The organism is uncultured Sphingomonas sp. (assembly GCF_937859915.1).
GTDB lineage: Bacteria > Pseudomonadota > Alphaproteobacteria > Sphingomonadales > Sphingomonadaceae > Solisphingomonas.
The window spans coordinates 79914-97411 of the sequence record NZ_CALMAW010000092.1; the positions used below are offsets into that span (position 1 = coordinate 79914).

General features: G+C 67.6%; 18 protein-coding genes and 1 pseudogene. 11 read left to right on the top strand and 8 right to left on the bottom strand.

Annotated features, from left to right (window positions below):
* The first annotated feature begins 27 nt into the window (after positions 1–27).
* Positions 28–762: a DNA repair protein RecO gene (gene recO, locus Q0326_RS12315; RefSeq protein ID WP_298690850.1), complete on the top strand. Its 735-nt coding sequence runs from the start codon at positions 28–30 to the stop codon at positions 760–762.
* A 42-nt stretch (positions 763–804) separates the two neighbouring features.
* On the top strand, positions 805–1848 hold the full coding sequence (gene leuB, locus Q0326_RS12320) for a 3-isopropylmalate dehydrogenase (protein WP_298690853.1): 1044 nt from the start codon (positions 805–807) through the stop codon (positions 1846–1848).
* 43 nt (positions 1849–1891) lie between these two features.
* On the opposite strand, the gene Q0326_RS12325 is transcribed toward leuB, so the two are convergent.
* Positions 1892–2440 carry a glutathione peroxidase gene (locus Q0326_RS12325; protein WP_298690856.1) on the bottom strand — a complete coding sequence of 183 codons (549 nt, stop codon included), beginning with the start codon at positions 2438–2440 and terminating at the stop codon, positions 1892–1894.
* 102 nt (positions 2441–2542) lie between these two features.
* On the opposite strand from Q0326_RS12325, the gene Q0326_RS12330 reads away from it, so the two are divergent.
* Genes Q0326_RS12330 through Q0326_RS12340 form a run of 3 tightly spaced genes read left to right on the top strand, consistent with a single transcriptional unit; the run spans position 2543 to position 4938 of the window.
* Positions 2543–3751 carry an aminotransferase class I/II-fold pyridoxal phosphate-dependent enzyme gene (locus tag Q0326_RS12330; protein WP_298690859.1) on the top strand — a complete coding sequence of 403 codons (1209 nt, stop codon included), beginning with the start codon at positions 2543–2545 and terminating at the stop codon, positions 3749–3751.
* Positions 3748–4146 (top strand): Co2+/Mg2+ efflux protein ApaG, encoded by a 399-nt coding sequence (gene apaG, locus Q0326_RS12335; protein ID WP_298690862.1) that lies wholly within the window; start codon positions 3748–3750, stop codon positions 4144–4146. The genes Q0326_RS12330 and apaG overlap by 4 nt, the downstream gene beginning before the upstream one ends.
* A 3-nt stretch (positions 4147–4149) precedes the next feature.
* The gene (locus tag Q0326_RS12340) at positions 4150–4938 is read left to right on the top strand and encodes a LysR family transcriptional regulator (protein WP_298690864.1); all 789 of its coding nucleotides are present in this window, start codon (positions 4150–4152) and stop codon (positions 4936–4938) included.
* 4 nt (positions 4939–4942) lie between these two features.
* Here Q0326_RS12340 and Q0326_RS12345 read toward each other — a convergent pair whose 3' ends face one another.
* Positions 4943–5281 (bottom strand): PilZ domain-containing protein, encoded by a 339-nt coding sequence (locus Q0326_RS12345; RefSeq protein WP_298690867.1) that lies wholly within the window; start codon positions 5279–5281, stop codon positions 4943–4945.
* Between the two features lie 84 nt (positions 5282–5365).
* On the opposite strand from Q0326_RS12345, the gene Q0326_RS12350 reads away from it, so the two are divergent.
* The gene (locus Q0326_RS12350; protein ID WP_298690869.1) at positions 5366–6070 is read left to right on the top strand and encodes an NAD-dependent deacylase; all 705 of its coding nucleotides are present in this window, start codon (positions 5366–5368) and stop codon (positions 6068–6070) included.
* 68 nt (positions 6071–6138) lie between these two features.
* On the opposite strand, the gene era is transcribed toward Q0326_RS12350, so the two are convergent.
* From era to lepB, 3 genes are read right to left on the bottom strand one after another with little or no spacing between them, the layout of a single operon-like run.
* Positions 6139–7062 (bottom strand): GTPase Era, encoded by a 924-nt coding sequence (gene era, locus Q0326_RS12355; RefSeq protein ID WP_298690871.1) that lies wholly within the window; start codon positions 7060–7062, stop codon positions 6139–6141.
* Positions 7059–7721 carry a ribonuclease III gene (gene rnc / locus Q0326_RS12360; protein WP_298690873.1) on the bottom strand — a complete coding sequence of 221 codons (663 nt, stop codon included), beginning with the start codon at positions 7719–7721 and terminating at the stop codon, positions 7059–7061. Before rnc ends, era begins: the two co-directional genes overlap by 4 nt.
* Positions 7718–8569, bottom strand: a complete 852-nt coding sequence (gene lepB, locus Q0326_RS12365) for a signal peptidase I (RefSeq protein ID WP_298690875.1) — start codon at positions 8567–8569, stop codon at positions 7718–7720. Before lepB ends, rnc begins: the two co-directional genes overlap by 4 nt.
* Positions 8570–8730: 161 nt before the next feature.
* Here lepB and gorA point away from each other — a divergent pair, with 161 nt between their 5' ends.
* Both gorA and Q0326_RS12375 read left to right on the top strand, forming a co-directional pair.
* Positions 8731–10080 carry a glutathione-disulfide reductase gene (gene gorA / locus Q0326_RS12370; protein WP_298690877.1) on the top strand — a complete coding sequence of 450 codons (1350 nt, stop codon included), beginning with the start codon at positions 8731–8733 and terminating at the stop codon, positions 10078–10080.
* Positions 10077–10586, top strand: a complete 510-nt coding sequence (locus Q0326_RS12375) for a gluconokinase (protein ID WP_298690879.1) — start codon at positions 10077–10079, stop codon at positions 10584–10586. The genes gorA and Q0326_RS12375 overlap by 4 nt, the downstream gene beginning before the upstream one ends.
* A gap of 155 nt (positions 10587–10741) precedes the next feature.
* On the opposite strand, the gene Q0326_RS12380 is transcribed toward Q0326_RS12375, so the two are convergent.
* Together Q0326_RS12380 and acs are read right to left on the bottom strand one after the other, a co-directional pair.
* Positions 10742–11272, bottom strand: coding sequence for a hypothetical protein (locus tag Q0326_RS12380; protein WP_298690881.1), 531 nt, complete (start codon positions 11270–11272; stop codon positions 10742–10744).
* A 66-nt stretch (positions 11273–11338) separates the two neighbouring features.
* On the bottom strand, positions 11339–13240 hold the full coding sequence (gene acs / locus Q0326_RS12385) for an acetate--CoA ligase (protein ID WP_298690883.1): 1902 nt from the start codon (positions 13238–13240) through the stop codon (positions 11339–11341).
* A 193-nt stretch (positions 13241–13433) separates the two neighbouring features.
* On the opposite strand from acs, the gene Q0326_RS12390 reads away from it, so the two are divergent.
* The 3 genes from Q0326_RS12390 to Q0326_RS12400 are packed head-to-tail and all read left to right on the top strand — an operon-like array spanning position 13434 to position 17328.
* The gene (locus Q0326_RS12390) at positions 13434–15317 is read left to right on the top strand and encodes a S9 family peptidase (RefSeq protein ID WP_363304079.1); all 1884 of its coding nucleotides are present in this window, start codon (positions 13434–13436) and stop codon (positions 15315–15317) included.
* Between the two features lie 2 nt (positions 15318–15319).
* A complete protein-coding gene (galE, locus tag Q0326_RS12395) occupies positions 15320–16330 on the top strand; it encodes a UDP-glucose 4-epimerase GalE (RefSeq protein WP_298690887.1) in 1011 nt (336 codons plus the stop codon).
* Positions 16327–17328 carry an NAD-dependent epimerase/dehydratase family protein gene (locus Q0326_RS12400; RefSeq protein WP_298690889.1) on the top strand — a complete coding sequence of 334 codons (1002 nt, stop codon included), beginning with the start codon at positions 16327–16329 and terminating at the stop codon, positions 17326–17328. Before galE ends, Q0326_RS12400 begins: the two co-directional genes overlap by 4 nt.
* Before the next feature lie 3 nt (positions 17329–17331).
* On the opposite strand, the pseudogene Q0326_RS12405 reads toward Q0326_RS12400, so the two are convergent.
* Positions 17332–17498: pseudogene (locus tag Q0326_RS12405) on the bottom strand (UDP-glucose 6-dehydrogenase); the annotation flags it as partial.

Below are 17498 nucleotides of genomic sequence, written 5' to 3' on the forward strand. Positions count from 1 at the left end.
CGCGCCCGCACGCCCCACATCTCGCCGATGCTGATCCGCGCCACCGCCATCGTCTGTGCTGTTCGCGCCCACGGCGAACATGGCGCCGTCGCACGGCTGCTGACCCCCATCGACGGCCTTCAGCCGGGCTATGTCCGCGGCGGTCACGCGCGTCGGATGCGGCCCGTCCTGATGCCCGGCAACCTCGTCGCCGCCGAGTATCGCGCGCGCAGCGAGGCCCAATTGGCCGCGCTGACCGTCGAGCTCGTCCATAGTCGCGCGGGCCTCTTCGCCGAACCCCTGCCGGCCGCCGCGATCGAGTGGGTGACCGCGCTGACCGCGACGACCTTGCCCGAGGGACTGTCCTACCCGCGTTTGCATGCGGCGCTCGACGGCGTGCTAGGTGCGATCGAGGCTGCGCCCTCGGCACGCGGCTGGGCGGGCGCGCTGGTCCGTTACGAGCTCCTGCTGCTCTCCGAGCTGGGCTTCGGGCTCGATCTCGCATCCTGCGCCGCATCGGGCGACACCGCCGATCTCGCCTGGGTCAGTCCCAAGAGCGGGCAGGCGGTGTCGCGGATCGCGGGCGCACCCTATGCGGACCGATTGCTTCCGCTGCCGCCGTTCCTGCTGGCTGGCGGCGAGGCGGGGTGGGACGAAGTGCGCGACGCGCTGCGGCTGACCGGCTTCTTCCTCGAGCGCGACCTGCTGTCCGGCTATCGTGCCGGTGTGCTCGATGCGCGCGAGCGGCTGGTGACGCGCGTCGGACGGCTTGCCGGAGGGTGACGCCGATGGCATGGCCGCCCGCGTAAAGAGACGGAGACGACCATGCTGATCGCGCTGCTGCCCGGAGACGGGATCGGACCCGAAGTGATCCGCGAAGCGCGGCGCGTTCTCGACGCCGTGTGCGGCGATGCGCTGTCCTATGAGGAGGCGCTGGTCGGCGCGGCCGCCTATCGCGCGGAAGGGCATCCGCTGCCGTCCGCGACGCTCGATCTTGCCAAGCGGGCCGATGCGATCCTGTTCGGCGCGGTCGGCGATCCGGGGTGCGACGGTCTCGCGCGTCATCTTCGTCCCGAGCAGGCGATCCTCGGCCTGCGCAAGGAGTTGTCGCTCTTCGCTAATCTGCGACCTGCCAAGCTGTTTCCCGAGCTGGCGGACGCCTCCGCGCTACGTCCCGAAGTGGCGCGCGCGATCGATCTGGTCATCGTTCGCGAGACCAATGGCGACGTCTATTTCGGCGAGAAGGGCATGCGCACCACGCCGAACGGCCGCCGCCAGGGATATGACGTGATGAGCTACGACGAGGACGAGGTCGTGCGGATCGCACGCGTCGGCTTCGAAACCGCGCGCGCGCGCGGCGGAAAGCTGTGTTCGGTCGACAAGGCAAATGTGCTCGAAACCTCGCAGCTGTGGCGCGACGTCGTGATCGAAGTGTCCGCGGACTATTCCGACATCGCGCTCAGCCACATGTATGTCGACAACGCCGCGATGCAGCTGGTCCGCAATCCGGGCCAGTTCGACGTGATCGTGACCGGCAACCTGTTCGGCGACATCCTCTCCGACCAGGCGAGCATGTGCGCGGGATCGATCGGCATGCTGCCCTCGGCGACGCTCGATGCGGCCAACAAGGGCCTGTACGAGCCGATCCACGGTTCGGCCCCCGATATCGCGGGGCAGGGCAAGGCCAACCCGCTTGCGACGATCCTCTCCTCGGCGATGATGCTGCGCTATTCGCTCGGCATGGCCGCCGAGGCGGACCGGATCGAGGCGGCGGTGGCCGCCGCGCTGGCGGCGGGGCATCGCACCGCCGATCTCGGTGGCGGGACCTCGACCGGCGCGATGGGCGACGCGGTACTCGCAGCGCTGTAGCCTGACATCCTCCCCGACGGTTGCCGGGGAGGATCCAAGAGCGTCATTCGCTGGCGAACAGCTCGCGTTCGATCGCGCTGACCAGCACATCGTCCTGGGGCGCCATGTCTGGCGAGAAGCGACCGACCACCGCGCCGTCGCGCCCGATCAGAAATTTCTCGAAGTTCCAGAGCACTTCCGGCTCCGGATTGGGCGTCTTGCCGTAGCCTGCCAGCTTCGTGCGGAAACCGTCGCTGTTCGCCGCCTTCGGCTCTGCCGCGGTCAGCGCGGCATAGAGCGGATGCTTGGCTTCGCCGACCACGCTGACCTTCGAGAACATCGGGAAATCGACCGCAAACTTGGTTTCGCAGAAGGTCGCGATCTCGTCGTCGCTGCCCGGCTCCTGCCCGGCGAAATCATTGGCGGGGAAGCCGAGCACCGCGAAGCCCTCTTCCTTATATTTTGTGTAGAGCGCCTCGAGCCCCTCATATTGCGGCGTCAGCCCGCATTTGGAGGCGGTGTTGACGACCAGCAGCACCTGGCCGGCATAATCGCCGAGCGTGGCGGGGGCGCCGTCGATCTTCTGGAGCGGAATCTGCTGGAGCTCGGTCATCGTCATCCTCTCGGTTTCGCGTGCCGACGATATCGGAGATAGCGGACGGGGTTCAACCCGTGCATTGACGGGAGCCCGCGCCCCGCGGCAAAGCGAGCGGCGATGAAAAGACACACCGGACAGGACCGCAGCGTCACCACGAAATGGCGCCCCGCGACACAGGCCGTGCGCGGCGGCACCGCGCGCTCGGAATATGGCGAGACGTCCGAGGCGATCTTCCTGACCTCGGGCTATGCCTATGACTGTGCCGCCGATGCCGCCGCGCGCTTCGCCGGCGAGCAGCAGGGCATGACCTATTCGCGGCTCCAGAACCCGACGGTCGAGATGCTCGAGCAGCGGATCGCGCTGCTCGAGGGCGCCGAGTCGGCGCGCTGCATGGCCTCGGGCATGGCGGCGATGACCGCGGCGCTGCTGTGCCAGCTGCAGGCGGGCGACCATCTCGTCGGCGGCAAGGCGGCGTTCGGCTCGTGTCGCTGGCTGACCGACACGCTGCTGCCGAAATTCGGCATCGCCACGACGATCGTCGACGGCAGCGACACCGCCGCCTGGGAAGCGGCGATCCGGCCCGAGACCAAGGTTTTCTTCTTTGAGACCCCGGCCAATCCGACTCTCGACGTCGTCGACATCCGCGGCGTGTGCGATATCGCCCGGGCGCATGGCATCACCAGCGTCGTCGACAACGCCTTCGCCTCGCCCGCGCTGCAGCGGCCGATCGAATTCGGCGCCGACGTCGTCGCGCATTCGGCGACCAAGATGATGGACGGGCAGGGGCGCGTGCTCGCCGGCGCGGTTGCGGGCAGCGAAGAGTTCATCACCAACACGCTGCTGCCGTTCACCCGCAACACCGGGCCGGTGCTCAGCGCGTTCAACGCCTGGGTGGTGCTCAAGGGGATTGAGACGCTAGACCTGCGCATCCGCCGCCAGAGCGAGAACGCCTTGAAGGTCGCAAGCTTCCTCGCGGCGCGAGTCCCGAAGCTTCTTTATCCCGGGCTCGCCTCGCATCCCCAGCACGATCTCGCGATGCGGCAGATGAGCGCCGGTGGCACGATGATCGCGCTGTTCCTCGACGGCGGGCGGCCGCAAGCGCACGGCCTGCTCGATGCGCTGCAGCTGGTCGACATCTCGAACAATGTCGGCGACTCGCGCAGCCTGATGACGCATCCGGCGTCGACCACCCACAGCGGCCTTTCCGAACAGGTGCGGCTCGACATGGGCATCACCGAAGGCATGTTGCGGCTATCGGTCGGCCTCGAGGATCCGCAGGACGTGATCGAGGACTTCGACCGCGCGCTCGCCGTGGTGGGGCTGTGAAGGCGCTCTTCCCCTATGCGGCAGTGACCGGCGCCGTCACCGTGCGCGTCGCGGTCAGCTATCTGCCCGAACAGTCCCAGCCCGCGCATGGCCGCTGGTTCTGGTCCTACCATATCCGCATCGAGAATGGCGGCGAGACCCCGGTCCAGCTGCTGACCCGCCACTGGATCATCCTCGACGGCCGCGGCAACCGCCACGAGGTCGAGGGCGACGGCGTGGTCGGCGACCAGCCGGTGATCGATCCGGGCGAAAGCTATGACTATGTCTCGGGATGCCCGCTGCAGACGCCGAGCGGGTCGATGGAGGGCAGCTATGGCATGATCGACGCGGACGGCGACGACCATGATGTCGCGATCCCGCTTTTCCCGCTGCTGGCGCCGGCGACGGCCCGGTAGCCAATGAAACGCACGCATCTTCCGCTCAACGGTTTGCGCGTGCTCGATGCAGCGGCGCGGCATCTGAGCTTCACGCGTGCCGCCGACGAACTTGCGGTGACGCCCGCCGCGGTCGGGCAGCAGATTCGCGCCCTCGAGGACACGCTCGGCGTCGTGCTGTTCCGCCGCACCACGCGCGGTCTCGAACTGACCCCCGAAGGTGAGGCCGGGCTCGAGGCGTTGCGCTCAGGGTTTCTCAACTTCGAGGAGGCGGTCCGTGCGATGCAGGCAGGCCAGTCCTCCAAGACGCTGACCATTGCCGCCCCCCGCGACCTGACCGCCAAATGGCTCGCGCCGCGGCTGGCCGCCTATGCGAAAACCGATCCGGAGCTACGTTTTGTGCTGCTGTCGTCCGACGAAGGGCTCGATTTCACGCAGGCCAATCTCGACCTTGCGATCTGCTTCGCGGCCGACAAGGGCGAGCATGAAGGCATGATGCTGGCCCCAGCCGGCTATGCCACGGTCGGCATGGCGGACGGCGCGGACACGCCGATCGCCTGGCCCGGGTGTCCCGCCGATGCCATCAAGGGCGCCAGCCTGTCGGTGGCCGATGCCGGGCTCGCGCTAGATGCAGCGGCTGCGGGCCTGGGGCGTGCCACGGTGCCGATGCTGCTCGCCGCGCACGACCTCGCAGTCGGTCGGGTGGTCAGTCTGGGCGAGGCGGAGTCGGCGCGAGGCTATTGGCTGATCGCGCCGCTGCCGCAATGGCGGCAGAAGAAGGTCCGGTCGCTGGTGACGGCGCTGACCGAATAGGCGGTCAGTCGGATTGCGCCAGCACCTCGGCGAGTTCGCCGGGCGTGAGCGCGCGGAGGAGCCGACATCCAATATCTTCGCCGATCTGCCAGGCGATATAGGCGCGTCGACGCATCGTCGTGTTGAAGCGCACCACCACCTTGGTGCCCTTCGGCATGTGGATCGGCGACCGCGCGCGAAATCCCGAACCCGAGATGTTGGTCACCTCGGATGCCAATGGCACGCCGTCGGTGGTCAGGACCTGGACAGCGACGCTGACGTCGTAGCGCGCGGCGCGGCGACGATCATCCTGATCGGGTTGAGCGAGGATCGCCGCGTCACGGCGGGAAGCAAGCGTGGACATGCGGCCGGTGGTAGCGCTTACATATTGAAATAGCATGAAGACGTTGCGGTCGCGCCGCACCGACGGTCAGGCTATACTCGGCTGATGGCGGACATCCAGACGATCGTCGTGCTGACCGGTGCGGGCATTTCGGCCGAGAGCGGCCTCGCGACATTTCGCGGACCCGAAGGGCTGTGGGAAGGGCGCCGCGTCGAAGAGATTTGCACGCCCGAGGCACTGTTCGCTGACCGCGAGCTGGTGCTCGACTTCTACGACCAGCGGCGTCGCGCGCTCGCCACGGTCGAACCCAACGCCGCCCATCGGGCGCTGGCGTGGCTCGATCGGCATTGGCCGGGCGAGCTGCTGATCGTGACGCAGAATGTCGACGACCTCCATGAGCGCGCCGGTGCGCAACGGGTGCTCCACATGCATGGTGAATTGCTTTCAGCGCTGTGCAGCGCCTGCGAGGCGCGCGGCGGCTTTGCCGGCGACATGATCGGCGGTCCGCGCTGCGCCGTCTGTGGCCAGGACGCGCTGCGTCCCGACATCGTCTTTTTCGGCGAGATGCCCTATGAAATGGAGCGGATCGAGGCGCTGCTGACGCGCGCCGACCTGTTCGTCTCGATCGGCACCTCGGGTGCCGTCTATCCCGCCGCGGGGTTCGTCCAGGGGGCCCGCCAGGCCGGTGCGGACACGCTCGAACTCAATCTCGAGCCGTCTGCGGGCAGCCACCATTTCCATGAGACGCGGATCGGGCCGGCAAGCGTGCTGGTGCCCGCCTGGGTCGAAGAGTTGATCGCCGAGGGTTGATCACCGCAGCTGCCCGTACGTCGCCCCGGACATGATCCAAGATCCGTAGATGCGAGCGCGCTACTGGATCACTCCACCCAGTCGAGCCCGATCTCGCGGTAGAGGCCGCGATCCTCCTCCCAGTCGGGCTTGACCTTGACGTGGAGGAAGAGATGCACCGTCTTGCCGAGCAGCGGCGCCAGCTCGGCACGCGCGCGGCTGCCGATCTCCTTGAGCCGCACGCCGCGCGCGCCCAGGATGATCGCCTTCTGGCTGTCGCGCTCGACGAGGATCTGCTGGTGGATCGCGACCGAGCCGTCCTTGCGCTCGTCATATTTCTCGGTCTCTACGGCGCAGGCATAGGGTAGCTCGGCATGGAGCTGGAGATAGAGCTGTTCGCGCGTCACCTCGGCGGCGAGCATCCGGTCGGTGGCGTCGGAGACCTGGTCCTCGGGGAAATGCCAGGGACCTTCGGGCACCCGCCTGGCGAGCAGCGCCTTGAGCGCAGGCACGCCGTCGCCCGTCGTCGCGGAGACGAACAGAATGTCTTCGGGATTTAGCCGCTCCTGAAGCGCCTGCGCGGTGGCGAGCAGCTTCTCCTTGGGCGTCGCGTCGACCTTGTTGAGGATAACGATCTTGGGCTCGCGCCGCTTCGACAGCGACTCGACCAGTGGCTCGATCCGCTTGGTGAGACCGGTCTTGGCGTCCACGACCAGCGCGATCAGGTCGGCGTCCTGCGCGCCCTCCCAAGCGGCGGCGACCATCGCGCGGTCGAGCCGGCGCTTGGGATCGAAGATGCCGGGGGTATCGACCAGCAGGATCTGGCTGTCGCCCTCGATCGCGATCCCCATCAGGCGGACCCGCGTGGTCTGCGCCTTGGGGCTGACGATCGCGACCTTCTGGCCGACCAGCGCATTGGTCAGCGTCGATTTGCCGGCATTGGGCGCGCCGACGATGGCGACGAGCCCGCAGCGCTGGTCGGGACGGACGGTGCCAGTCGGTAGGTCGGTCATTTCAATTCCTCGAGCAGAGCGCGGGCGGCCTCCGTCTCGGCCTCTTGCTTGGAGGTGCCCTGGCCCTCCGCGGCGGCACGGCCCGGGATCGCGACGGTGACGACGAACTTGGGCGCATGATGGGGCCCCGACCGCGAGGCAATCTCGTAGACCGGCGGCCGCCATTGCTTGGCGGCGGCGAACTCCTGCAGCTCGGCCTTGGGGTGTTTGGGCGCCTTGTCGAGATGCACACGGTCGCCCCAGGCACGGCGGACGAAGGCACGCGCGCCGTCCAGACCGGTCTCGACGAACAGCGCGCCGATCAGCGCCTCGACGATGTCGCCGAGCACATAGCTGCTGTGCTGTGCGCCATCGTCGCGGGCCTGCTTGCCGAGCCGGAGATGGCGGCCAAGATCGAGGTCGCGCGCGATTTCGGCACAGGTGTCGCCCGAGACGAGTGCATTGAGCCGGCGCGAAAGCTTGCCTTCGGGCTCGTTCGGGAACAGTTCGAACAGCCACTCGCCCATGACCAGACCGAGCACGCGATCGCCGAGGAATTCGAGCCGCTGATAGCTTTCTCCGGCATGGCTCGAGTGGGTCATCGCCGACAGGAACAGCTTTTCGTCGCGCGGCGTGTGGCCGATCGCTTCGATGACGGCGGCGGGAAGTGTGTCGCTCATCGGAATCCGTGACCGATGCGGGACGGCCGGATCGCCGGCAGCCAGGTCGCAGGATCGCGCAGTCGCGCCGCCCCGTCGACCGAGAAGACGGTCAGGATCGCGCGACCCTCTATATTCTCGGCCGGGACCATGCCGACCCCGCCGCCGGCCTTTGCGGCGAAGCGGCTATCGGCGGACATGTCGCGATTGTCGCCCATCACGAAATAATGGTCCGCGGGCACGGTGACGACAGGCGTATCGTCCTGCGGAGTCTCGCCCTGATCGATCACCTCGTAGCCAACGCCGTTGGGCAGCGTCTCGCGGTAGCGCGGAAAGCGGCAGGCGGGATGGCCCTCGGCGTCGGCACCGACACCATAGGGAAGCTGCACATTCGCGATCGCGCTGCATTCGGTGTTGGCCGCGATCGCGACCGAGAAGTCGGCGATGCGAACCTTCGGCACGGCTCTGCCATTGAGCCACAGCACGCCGTGGCGCATCTGGACCCGGTCGCCGGGCAGACCGATCAGCCGCTTGATATAATCCTCATGATCGCCCGGAGGCGCGCGGAAGACGACGACGTCGCCGCGCTCGGGCGCATGCCCGAATAGCCGGCCATGCGGCCCCGGCGGCGCCCAGGGCAGGCTGAACCGCGACCAGCCATAGGGCCATTTGGCGACCAGCAGATAGTCGCCGACGAGCAGCCTGGGCAGCATCGATTCCGACGGGATGCTGCGCGGCATCACAACGAAGGAGCGTAAGCCCAGTGCGAGCAGCGCGACGATCAGGACGAAGCGGACGGTCCCGCGCCAGTCGCCCGACGCACGGCGGGCGCGGGGCGTGTTGCGCGTGGTGTGGGAGGTTGCGGGCACAGTCGCGCTTTGGGCAAGCCGCCGCGACAGGTCAAGCGCGTGCGGGCAGCGCGGCCAGCTTCTTCGTGCCGGGGCGTTGGCGGAAGCGGCATGGATCGCTACATGCGCGCCACCCCTCGCGCCGATCCGCGCATCCAATTGCCTTCCAGGAGCCTTGCTGCATGTCCGATCATGAGTTCGACCTGTTCGTGATCGGCGGCGGCTCGGGCGGCGTCCGCGCCGCGCGGATCGCAGCGGCGCATGGTGCGAAGGTGGCGATGGCGGAAGAGTATCGCGTCGGCGGCACCTGCGTGATCCGCGGCTGCGTGCCGAAGAAGCTGCTCGTTTACGGCGCGCATTTCGCCGAGGATCTCAAGGACGCGAAGCGGTTCGGCTGGCAGGTTCCGGACGCCTGCGCCTTCGACTGGACGGTGCTTCGCGATCATGTGCTCGCCGATGTCGATCGGCTCGAGGGGCTATACCAGAATACGCTGGACAGCCACGGCGTCACCAGCTTCGCCCAGCGCGCGACGGTGACCGGACCCAACGAGGTCGAGCTTGCCGATGGAACGCGGCACAGCGCCAAGATCATCCTGATCGCCAGCGGCGCTCGGCCGTCGCTGCCGACCTGCCCCGGTGCCGAGCACGGCATCACGTCGAACGAAGCTTTCCATCTCGACGCGGTGCCGCGCCGGATCGTGATCGCGGGCGGCGGCTATATCGCCAATGAGTTCGCGGGGATTTTCAACGAGTTCGGTGCGCATGTCACGATCGTCAACCGCGGCGGCGACATCCTGCGCCATTATGACGACAGCATCCGGGACCGGCTGCTGCAGATCTCGATCAAGAAGGGCATCGACTTCCGGTTCAACGCGCCGCTCGAGCGGATCGAGAAGCGCGACGACGGGACGCTGGTCGTTCATATGGCCGACCATGATCCGATCGAAGCGGACTGCCTGTTGTTTGCGATCGGCCGCCGCCCGAACAGCGAGGGGCTTGGGCTCGAGGCCCTCGGCGTCAAGATCGACGCGATCGGTGCGATCAAGGTCGACGCGGACAATCGCTCGACGGTGCCGTCGATCTTCGCCGTCGGCGATGTCACCAATCGCGTCCAGCTGACGCCCGTGGCGATCCGCGAGGGTCATGCCTTCGCCGACACGCAGTTCGGCAACAATCCCCGTCGGATCGATTATGATTGCATCCCGTCGGCGGTGTTCAGTCACCCGCCGATCGCCTCGGTGGGGCTCACCGAGCGTGAGGCCAAGGAGCGCTACGGTACGGTCAAGGTCTATACCTCGGACTTCAAGCCGATGAAGAACGTGCTCGCCAACCGCGACGAACGCTCGCTCTACAAGATGATCTGCGACGACACGACGGGCAAGGTGATCGGCCTGCACATGATCGGGCCGGACGCGCCCGAGATCCTGCAGGGTGCGGCGATCGCAGTGAAGGCCGGGCTGACGAAGCAGCAGTTCGACGACACGATGGCGCTGCATCCGACGATGGCCGAGGAACTCGTGCTGTTCCGATGACCGATCCCGCGAAGCAACGGCGCGGGCTCGTCGTGATGGGCGTGTCGGGCGCGGGCAAGACCAGCGTCGGACAGGCGATCGCCGCGCGGTCGGGACTATCGTTCGTCGACGGCGACAGCCTCCACAGCGCGGCCAACGTCGCGAAAATGCACGCCGGGATCGCGCTGGACGACGCGGACCGCGCGCCGTGGCTCGATGCGGTCGGCGCCGTGCTTGGCGACATCGATCACTATCCCGCCGGCGTGGTCGTGGCCTGTTCGGCCCTCAAGCGTAGCTATCGCGATCGGTTGCGGGCGGCGTCGGGGGGCTGCCGCTTCCTCTATCTGGCGCTGACCCCCGAGGTCGCCAAGCTGCGGGTGGGGCATCGCCCCGGGCATTTCATGCCGTCGAGCCTGGTCGCCGACCAGTTCGCGACGCTCGAGGCACCGGGGTCCGATGAGATTGATGTATCGACCGTCGATGCCGGATTGCCGCCCGAGACGATCATTGCGGGATTTGCTGCATAGCCGCGGGCGCGGACGCTCGGGAGACGGCCGCTCCATCCGCGCTCATGGTCGCAGCAGACTAAGCGTTTGGCGGAACCCCCGATATGGATGCGGCCCGCCGTCTATGGGTCCGCTGTTTGCCGCGATGGCCAGCGATGCCGTGGGGCGCGTCGCTCTCATTCGGGGCCCTGGCACGCCTCGACATTTCCGGCCTCGCAGGCGTTCGCCCGCGCGCGCCAACTGGCGATGCGGTCGGCGTAGCGCGCACGCTCCTGGCTATAATCCTGCATCGCCCGCGCATGATCGGCGAGCTCGGCGCGATATTGCGCGCTCTGCCGGTCGTAGGCGTTGCGGCCCTGGCTGTCGCCGACTGGCTTCGGTCGCGCGGTTCCGGCACGACGGTTGAGATCGGCGGTGCGCAGCCGGTCTGCGCGATGCGCCGCATCCTCGTCGCCATAGCCGGGCGGGACGTCGGTATAGCCGGCATAGCCGTCCTGACCATCGGTGTTGCGCAGCTTCGGGTCGCCATAGCCTGCCGGAAACCCCGTTTCGCGTCGCGCGTCGCGGCTGTTGGCATTATCGTCGGACGCGGTCGGCCGGCCGTAGGATTCGTCGTCCTGATAGGCCGGCATCGGGCGTGTCTGGGCATGCGCCGCACCCGCGCCGCTCGCAGCGAGCAACAGGGCGGCGAGGATCGTACGGGTCATCGGCTACTCCGACACGGCAACATAGGCCGGATGTACGCCCGAGCCGTTACCGCACCCTGAACGGCATCAGCCGATGCGGTTCGCGACGAGATCGTCGACCACCGCCGGATCGGCCAGTGTCGAGGTGTCGCCGAGCGAGCCGGTGTCGCCCTCCGCGATCTTGCGCAGGATCCGCCGCATGATCTTGCCGCTCCGCGTCTTGGGCAGGCCGGGCGCGAACTGGATCGCGTCGGGCGTGGCGATCGGGCCGATCTCGCGGCGCACCCAATCGCGCAGCGTCTTGCGCAGTTCGTCGCCCGCCTCGATGCCGGCGTTGAGCGTGACATAGGCATAGATGCCCTGTCCCTTCACCTCGTGCGGCATCCCGACCACTGCGGCCTCGGCGACATGCTCGTGCAGCACCAGCGCGCTCTCGACCTCGGCGGTGCCCATGCGGTGGCCGGAGACGTTGATCACGTCGTCGACGCGCCCGGTGATCCACCAATAACCGTCGGCGTCGCGCCGCGCGCCGTCGCCCGTGGTGTAGACGCCCGGGAAGGTGCGGAAATAGGTCTCGAAGAAGCGCGTCTCGTCACCCCACACGCCGCGCATCTGCCCCGGCCAGGAACGCGCGATGACCAGATTGCCCTCGGCCGCGCCATCCAGTTGCTTGCCGTCTCCGTCGAGCAGCTGGGGTTCGATCCCGAAGAAGGGAAGCGTCGCCGATCCCGGTTTGAGCGGCGTCGAGGGCAGAGGCGTGATCATGTGGCCGCCGGTCTCGGTCTGCCACCAGGTGTCCATCACCGGGCAGCGGCCATCGCCGACGACGTCGTGATACCAGCGCCACGCCTCGGGATTGATCGGCTCGCCGACCGTACCCAGAAGCCGCAAGGATTTGCGGCTGGTCCTGGTGACGAACGCGTCACCCTCCTTCATCAGCGCCCGCAACGCCGTCGGCGCGGTATAGAGCGTCGCGACCTGATGGCGATCGACCACCTCCCAAATCCGCGAGGCGGTCGGCCAATTGGGCACGCCCTCATACATCAGCGTGGTCGCGCCATTGGCGAGCGGGCCGTAGACAATATAGCTGTGACCGGTGACCCAACCGACGTCGGCGGCGCACCAGAACACCTCCGGCGCTTGATAATCGAACACGGTCGCGTGCGTGAGCGAGGCCCAGAGCAGATAGCCGGCGCTGGTATGCACGACGCCCTTGGGCTTCCCCGTCGATCCCGACGTATAGAGCACGAATAACGGGTCTTCGGCGGCCATCGGCTCGAACGGGCAGTCGGTGCCGATGTCGGCGGCCGCTTCGTCGTACCAGACGTCGCGGCCCGGCGTCATCGCGACATCGGCGCCGGTCGCGCGGATCACCAGCACGGTGTCGATCTTCGACGTGATCCCGGCGGCGGCGTCAACCGTCGTCTTGAGCGGCACGCGCTTGCCGCCGCGGCGTCCCTCGTCGGCGGTGATGACAATGCGGCTGTCGCAATCCTCGATCCGCCCGGCAAGCGCGTCCGCTGAGAATCCGCCGAACACCACCGAATGCACCGCGCCGATCCGCGCGCAGGCGAGCAACGCAATCGCAGCTTCGGGGATCATCGGCATATAGACGGTGATGCGGTCGCCCTTGGCGGCTCCCAGTCGCTTGAGGACATTGGCGAAGCGGCAGACTTCGGCGTGGAGCTGGGCATAGCTGAGCGTGCGGGGCGCCTCGGCGGGGTCGTCGGGTTCCCAGATGATCGCGATCTGGTCGCCGCGGTCGGCGAGGTGGCGATCGAGGCAGTTGGCCGAGACGTTGAGCCGACCGTCCTCGAACCAGCGGACGTGGAAATCGGCCTCGGCGAAGCTCCAGTCACCGGCCTTGGTTGGCGCCTCGATCCAGTCGAGCCGCCGCGCCTGCTCCAGCCAGAAGCCGTCCGGATCGTCGAGCGATTGGGTCTGCATCGTGGCGCGCTGCGCAGCATCGATCGGTGGCGTCTCGCTCATCGCGGTTGCTCTCCTGCTTGGCATGCCGGCTTGTGGCGCTGCCCCCGGCCGCATGCAAGTGGGGTAGCGCTATCTTAAGCGGTTCGTTCGTAAAGCAGCCACGTTGCGCCCGGGCGCGGCCATGCTATCGCCGGCATTGGGGGATGCGGAAAAGGAAATGGTGCGCATGCGGCTCGGTCTGGCTTTGCCTGTGATGACGATTTTTGGCGCGCCTGCGATGGCGATGCCGCTTCACCAATATAGCGCGCTCGCGCTCGCGCCCTCGGGCGACACGCTGGCGTCGGTCGAGAGTGCCGAAGAGCCCGACGCCGCGACGACGCCGCATGGTACGATCGTCGTGCGCGCCGCCCGCGACGGGCATGTGCTTGCCGATCTCGATCCGTGCAAGACCTGCGACTATGCGGGACTGTCCTATGGATCCGACCAGCAATTGCTCTTCGTCGCGCGCGACCGCAAGGCGGGGACATCGACGCTCATGTCCTATGCCGCCGGGCGCACGCGCAAGCTCGCGACGGTCGACGGCCTCGCCGCGACGCCGCGTTGGTCGCCCGACGGCCGCAGCATCGCGCTGCTCGTCACGATCGGCGCGCGCAAGGAGGCTGGCGCGACGCAGGCCGGCGTCCGCGAGGTCGGCGAGATCGGCGAGACTAACGACGAGCAGCGCATCGCGATCGTGTCCGCCGCGGGCGGTACGCCGCGGCTGGTGTCCCCCGCGGATCGCTATGTCTATGAATATGACTGGACGCCCGACGGCCGCGGCTTCGTCGCGACCACCGCACGCGGCAATGGCGACGCCAATTGGTGGGTCGCGACGATCGATGCGATCGATGCGACGAGCGGCGCCGTTCGGATGATCGTCCGGCCCACGACGCAGGCCAATTTCCCGCGCGTCTCGCCCGACGGCAAGACGGTCGCCTATATCGGCGGCCTGATGAGCGATTTCGGTTCGGTGGGTGGCGACGTCTGGACGGTGCCGCTGGCTGGTGGAGAGCCGGCCGATGTCACGCCGCATTATCGCGGCAGCTTTACATCGCTCAGCTGGAGCCGCTCCGGTCTGCGCGCGACGGCGCTGATCGGCGCGCAGGCGGCGGTCGTGCCCGTCGATGCGGTTCATGGCGCAGGCAAACCACTATGGACGGCGCCCGTCACGATCGCCGCCGGCGATGGCAAGGTCGTCTTCTCGGGCGCCGGCATGATGGCGACGGTGGCGCAAGATTTCGACCATGGTCCCGCGATTCTTGCGGGGCCGATCGCGGGCCCGGCGCCCATCAGCCATGAGAATGACGGCTACGCGCCGCTCGTGTCGGCGCGCAGCCTGACATGGCACAGTGGCGGCAGCGACGTGCAGGGCTGGCTGGTCGCACCCCGCGGCGTGTCGAATTCGTCCAAGGCGGCGATGGTGACCGTCGTCCACGGCGGCCCGGCGGCCGCCAGCACGCCCGTCTTCGTCTGGCAGGGCAGCAACGCCGCGCTTGTCAAGGCCGGCTACTGGCTGTTCTTCCCCAACCCCCGCGGCAGCTACGGGCAGGGCGAGGCGTTCACGGCCGCCAATCGCCGCGACTTCGGGGGTGGAGATCTCAAGGACATTCTGGCCGGCATCGACGCGGCGGAGGCCGCCGCGCCGATCGACGATGCGCGGCTCGGGCTGACCGGCGGCTCCTATGGGGGCTTCATGTCGATGTGGGCGAACACGCAGACCCATCGCTTCAAGGCGATCGTCGCGGCGGCCGGGCTGTCGAACTGGATCAGCTATTACGGGACCAATGGGATCAACACCTGGATGATCCCCTATTTCGGCAAGTCCGCCTATGACGATCCCGATGCCTATTGGGCGGCGTCGGCGATCAAGCTCATCAAGCAGGCCAAGACGCCGACGCTGATCACGGTCGGCGAACGCGACATCGAGGTGCCGCCGACGCAATCGGTCGAATATTGGAACGGGCTCAAGGCGGCGGGCGTGCCGACCAGCCTGGTGATCTATCCGGACGAGGGACACGGCATCCGTGCGCCCGACCATGTCGCCGATGCGCGCCATCGCACGATCGAATGGTTCGACCGTTATCTGAAGGGACAATAAGCATGGCTATCGACCGTTTCCCCGTCCTCGTGACCGGCGGTGCCGGCTATATCGGCAGCCATGCGGTGTTGGCATTGCTCGATGCGGGATGGCCCGTGGTGGTGCTCGACAATCTCGTCACCGGCTTCCGCTGGGTGGTCGACCCGCGCGCAACCTTCGTCGAGGGCGATGTCGGGGATGCCGCGCTCGTCGAGGCAACGCTGCGCGACCTGTCGATCGGCGCGATCCTGCATTTCGCGGGGTCGATCGTCGTGCCGGAATCGGTCGTCGATCCGCTCAAATATTATGGCAACAACACCGCGAACAGTCGCGTGCTGTTGGGGGCTGCCGTCGCCTCCGGCGTCCGGCATTTCATCTTCTCGTCGACGGCGGCGACCTACGGCGTGCCCGAAGAGAGCCCGGTGCGCGAGACGACGCCGACGGTGCCGATCAACCCTTATGGCATGTCCAAGCTGATGACCGAGATCATGCTCAAGGACGTCGCGGCGGCGCATCCGATCAACTATTGCGTGCTGCGCTATTTCAACGTCGCCGGCGCCGATCCGCAATGCCGCGCCGGGCAGGCGACCGAAGGTGCCACCCACCTGATCAAGGTGGCGACCGAGGTCGTGACCGGCAAGCGCAGCCATGTCAGCGTGTTCGGCACGGATTACGACACCCCAGACGGGACCGGCGTGCGCGATTATATCCATGTCTCCGATCTCGCCGCGGCGCATGTGCTGGCGCTCGAGGCATTGGTCGCCGAGCCGGAGCGCAGCCACACGCTCAACTGCGGCTATGGTCGCGGCTTCTCGGTGCTCGAGGTGTTGACCGCGGTCGAGGCGGTGAGCGGTGCCGAGATCGCGCGCAAAATGGAGCCGCGACGCGCGGGCGATCCCGATGCGCTGGTGGCCGCCAACGATGCCATCGTCGAGACGTTCGGCTGGCAGCCGCAGCACGCCCGGCTCGACACGATCGTCGCGCACGCCCTTGCCTGGGAGCAAGGCCTCGAAGCGCGACGCCGCGGCCAGTGAGCATCCTGGTCACCGGTGCGGCGGGCTTCATCGGCTCGCATGTCAGCCGGCGGCTGCTCGCGCGCGGCGAGACGGTGATCGGGATCGACAATCTCAACGATTATAATCCGGTCGCGCTCAAGCGAGACCGGCTCGCGGCGATCGCGGGCGGAGCCGGGGGCGATCGCTTCGCCTTTCACCGGCTCGACTTTTCCGACCATGCCGCGATCGACGCCGCGCTGGGCGGTATCGACATCGATCGCATCGTCCACCTCGGTGCGCAGGCCGGCGTGCGCTATTCGATCACCAATCCGCGCGCCTACGCGGCGTCCAACCTTACCGGCCACCTAAATATTCTCGAACTGGCGCGCGAGCGCCAGGCGGCGCACCTCGTCTATGCCTCCTCCTCGTCGGTTTACGGCACCAGCCCCGACCTGCCGTTCAGCGTCGAGCAGCGCGTCGATTTCCCGATCTCGCTCTACGCCGCCACCAAGAAGGCGGACGAGCTGATGAGCGAGGCCTACGCCCATCTCTACCGCCTCCCCCAGACCGGGCTTCGCTTCTTCACCGTCTACGGACCGTGGGGCCGCCCCGACATGGCGGTGTGGGGCTTCACCGCCAAGATCCTCGCGGGCGAGCCGATCGAGCTGTTCAACGACGGCAGGATGCTCCGCGATTTCACCTATATCGACGACATCGTCGACGGTATCCTCGCGACGCTCGACCACCCGCCCGTCGACGACGGCGCGGCCAAGCCGGGGGGCAGTGTCAGCCCGCACGCGGTCTACAATATCGGCAATAATCGCGCGGAGGCGCTGGAAAAGCTCGTCGCGCTGATCGAGCAGGCCTGCGGTCGCTCGGCGATACGGATCAATCGACCCATGCAAGCCGGAGACGTGCCCGCCACCTTCGCCGACATCTCGGCGATCCAGCGCGACGTCGGCTTCGCGCCATCGACGCCGATCGAGATCGGCATCCCGCGCTGGGTCGACTGGTATCGCCGCTACATCGCGCACTGACGTCTAGACGGCGGCCTTGCCGACGCCGTGATAATGGAGGCCGGCGGCGGCGACATCCTCGGGCGGGTAGATGTTGCGCAGGTCCACCAGCACCGGCGTCTTGAGCAGCCCCGCGATCCGCGACAGGTTGAGCGCGCGGAACGCATCCCATTCGGTGACGATCACCAGCG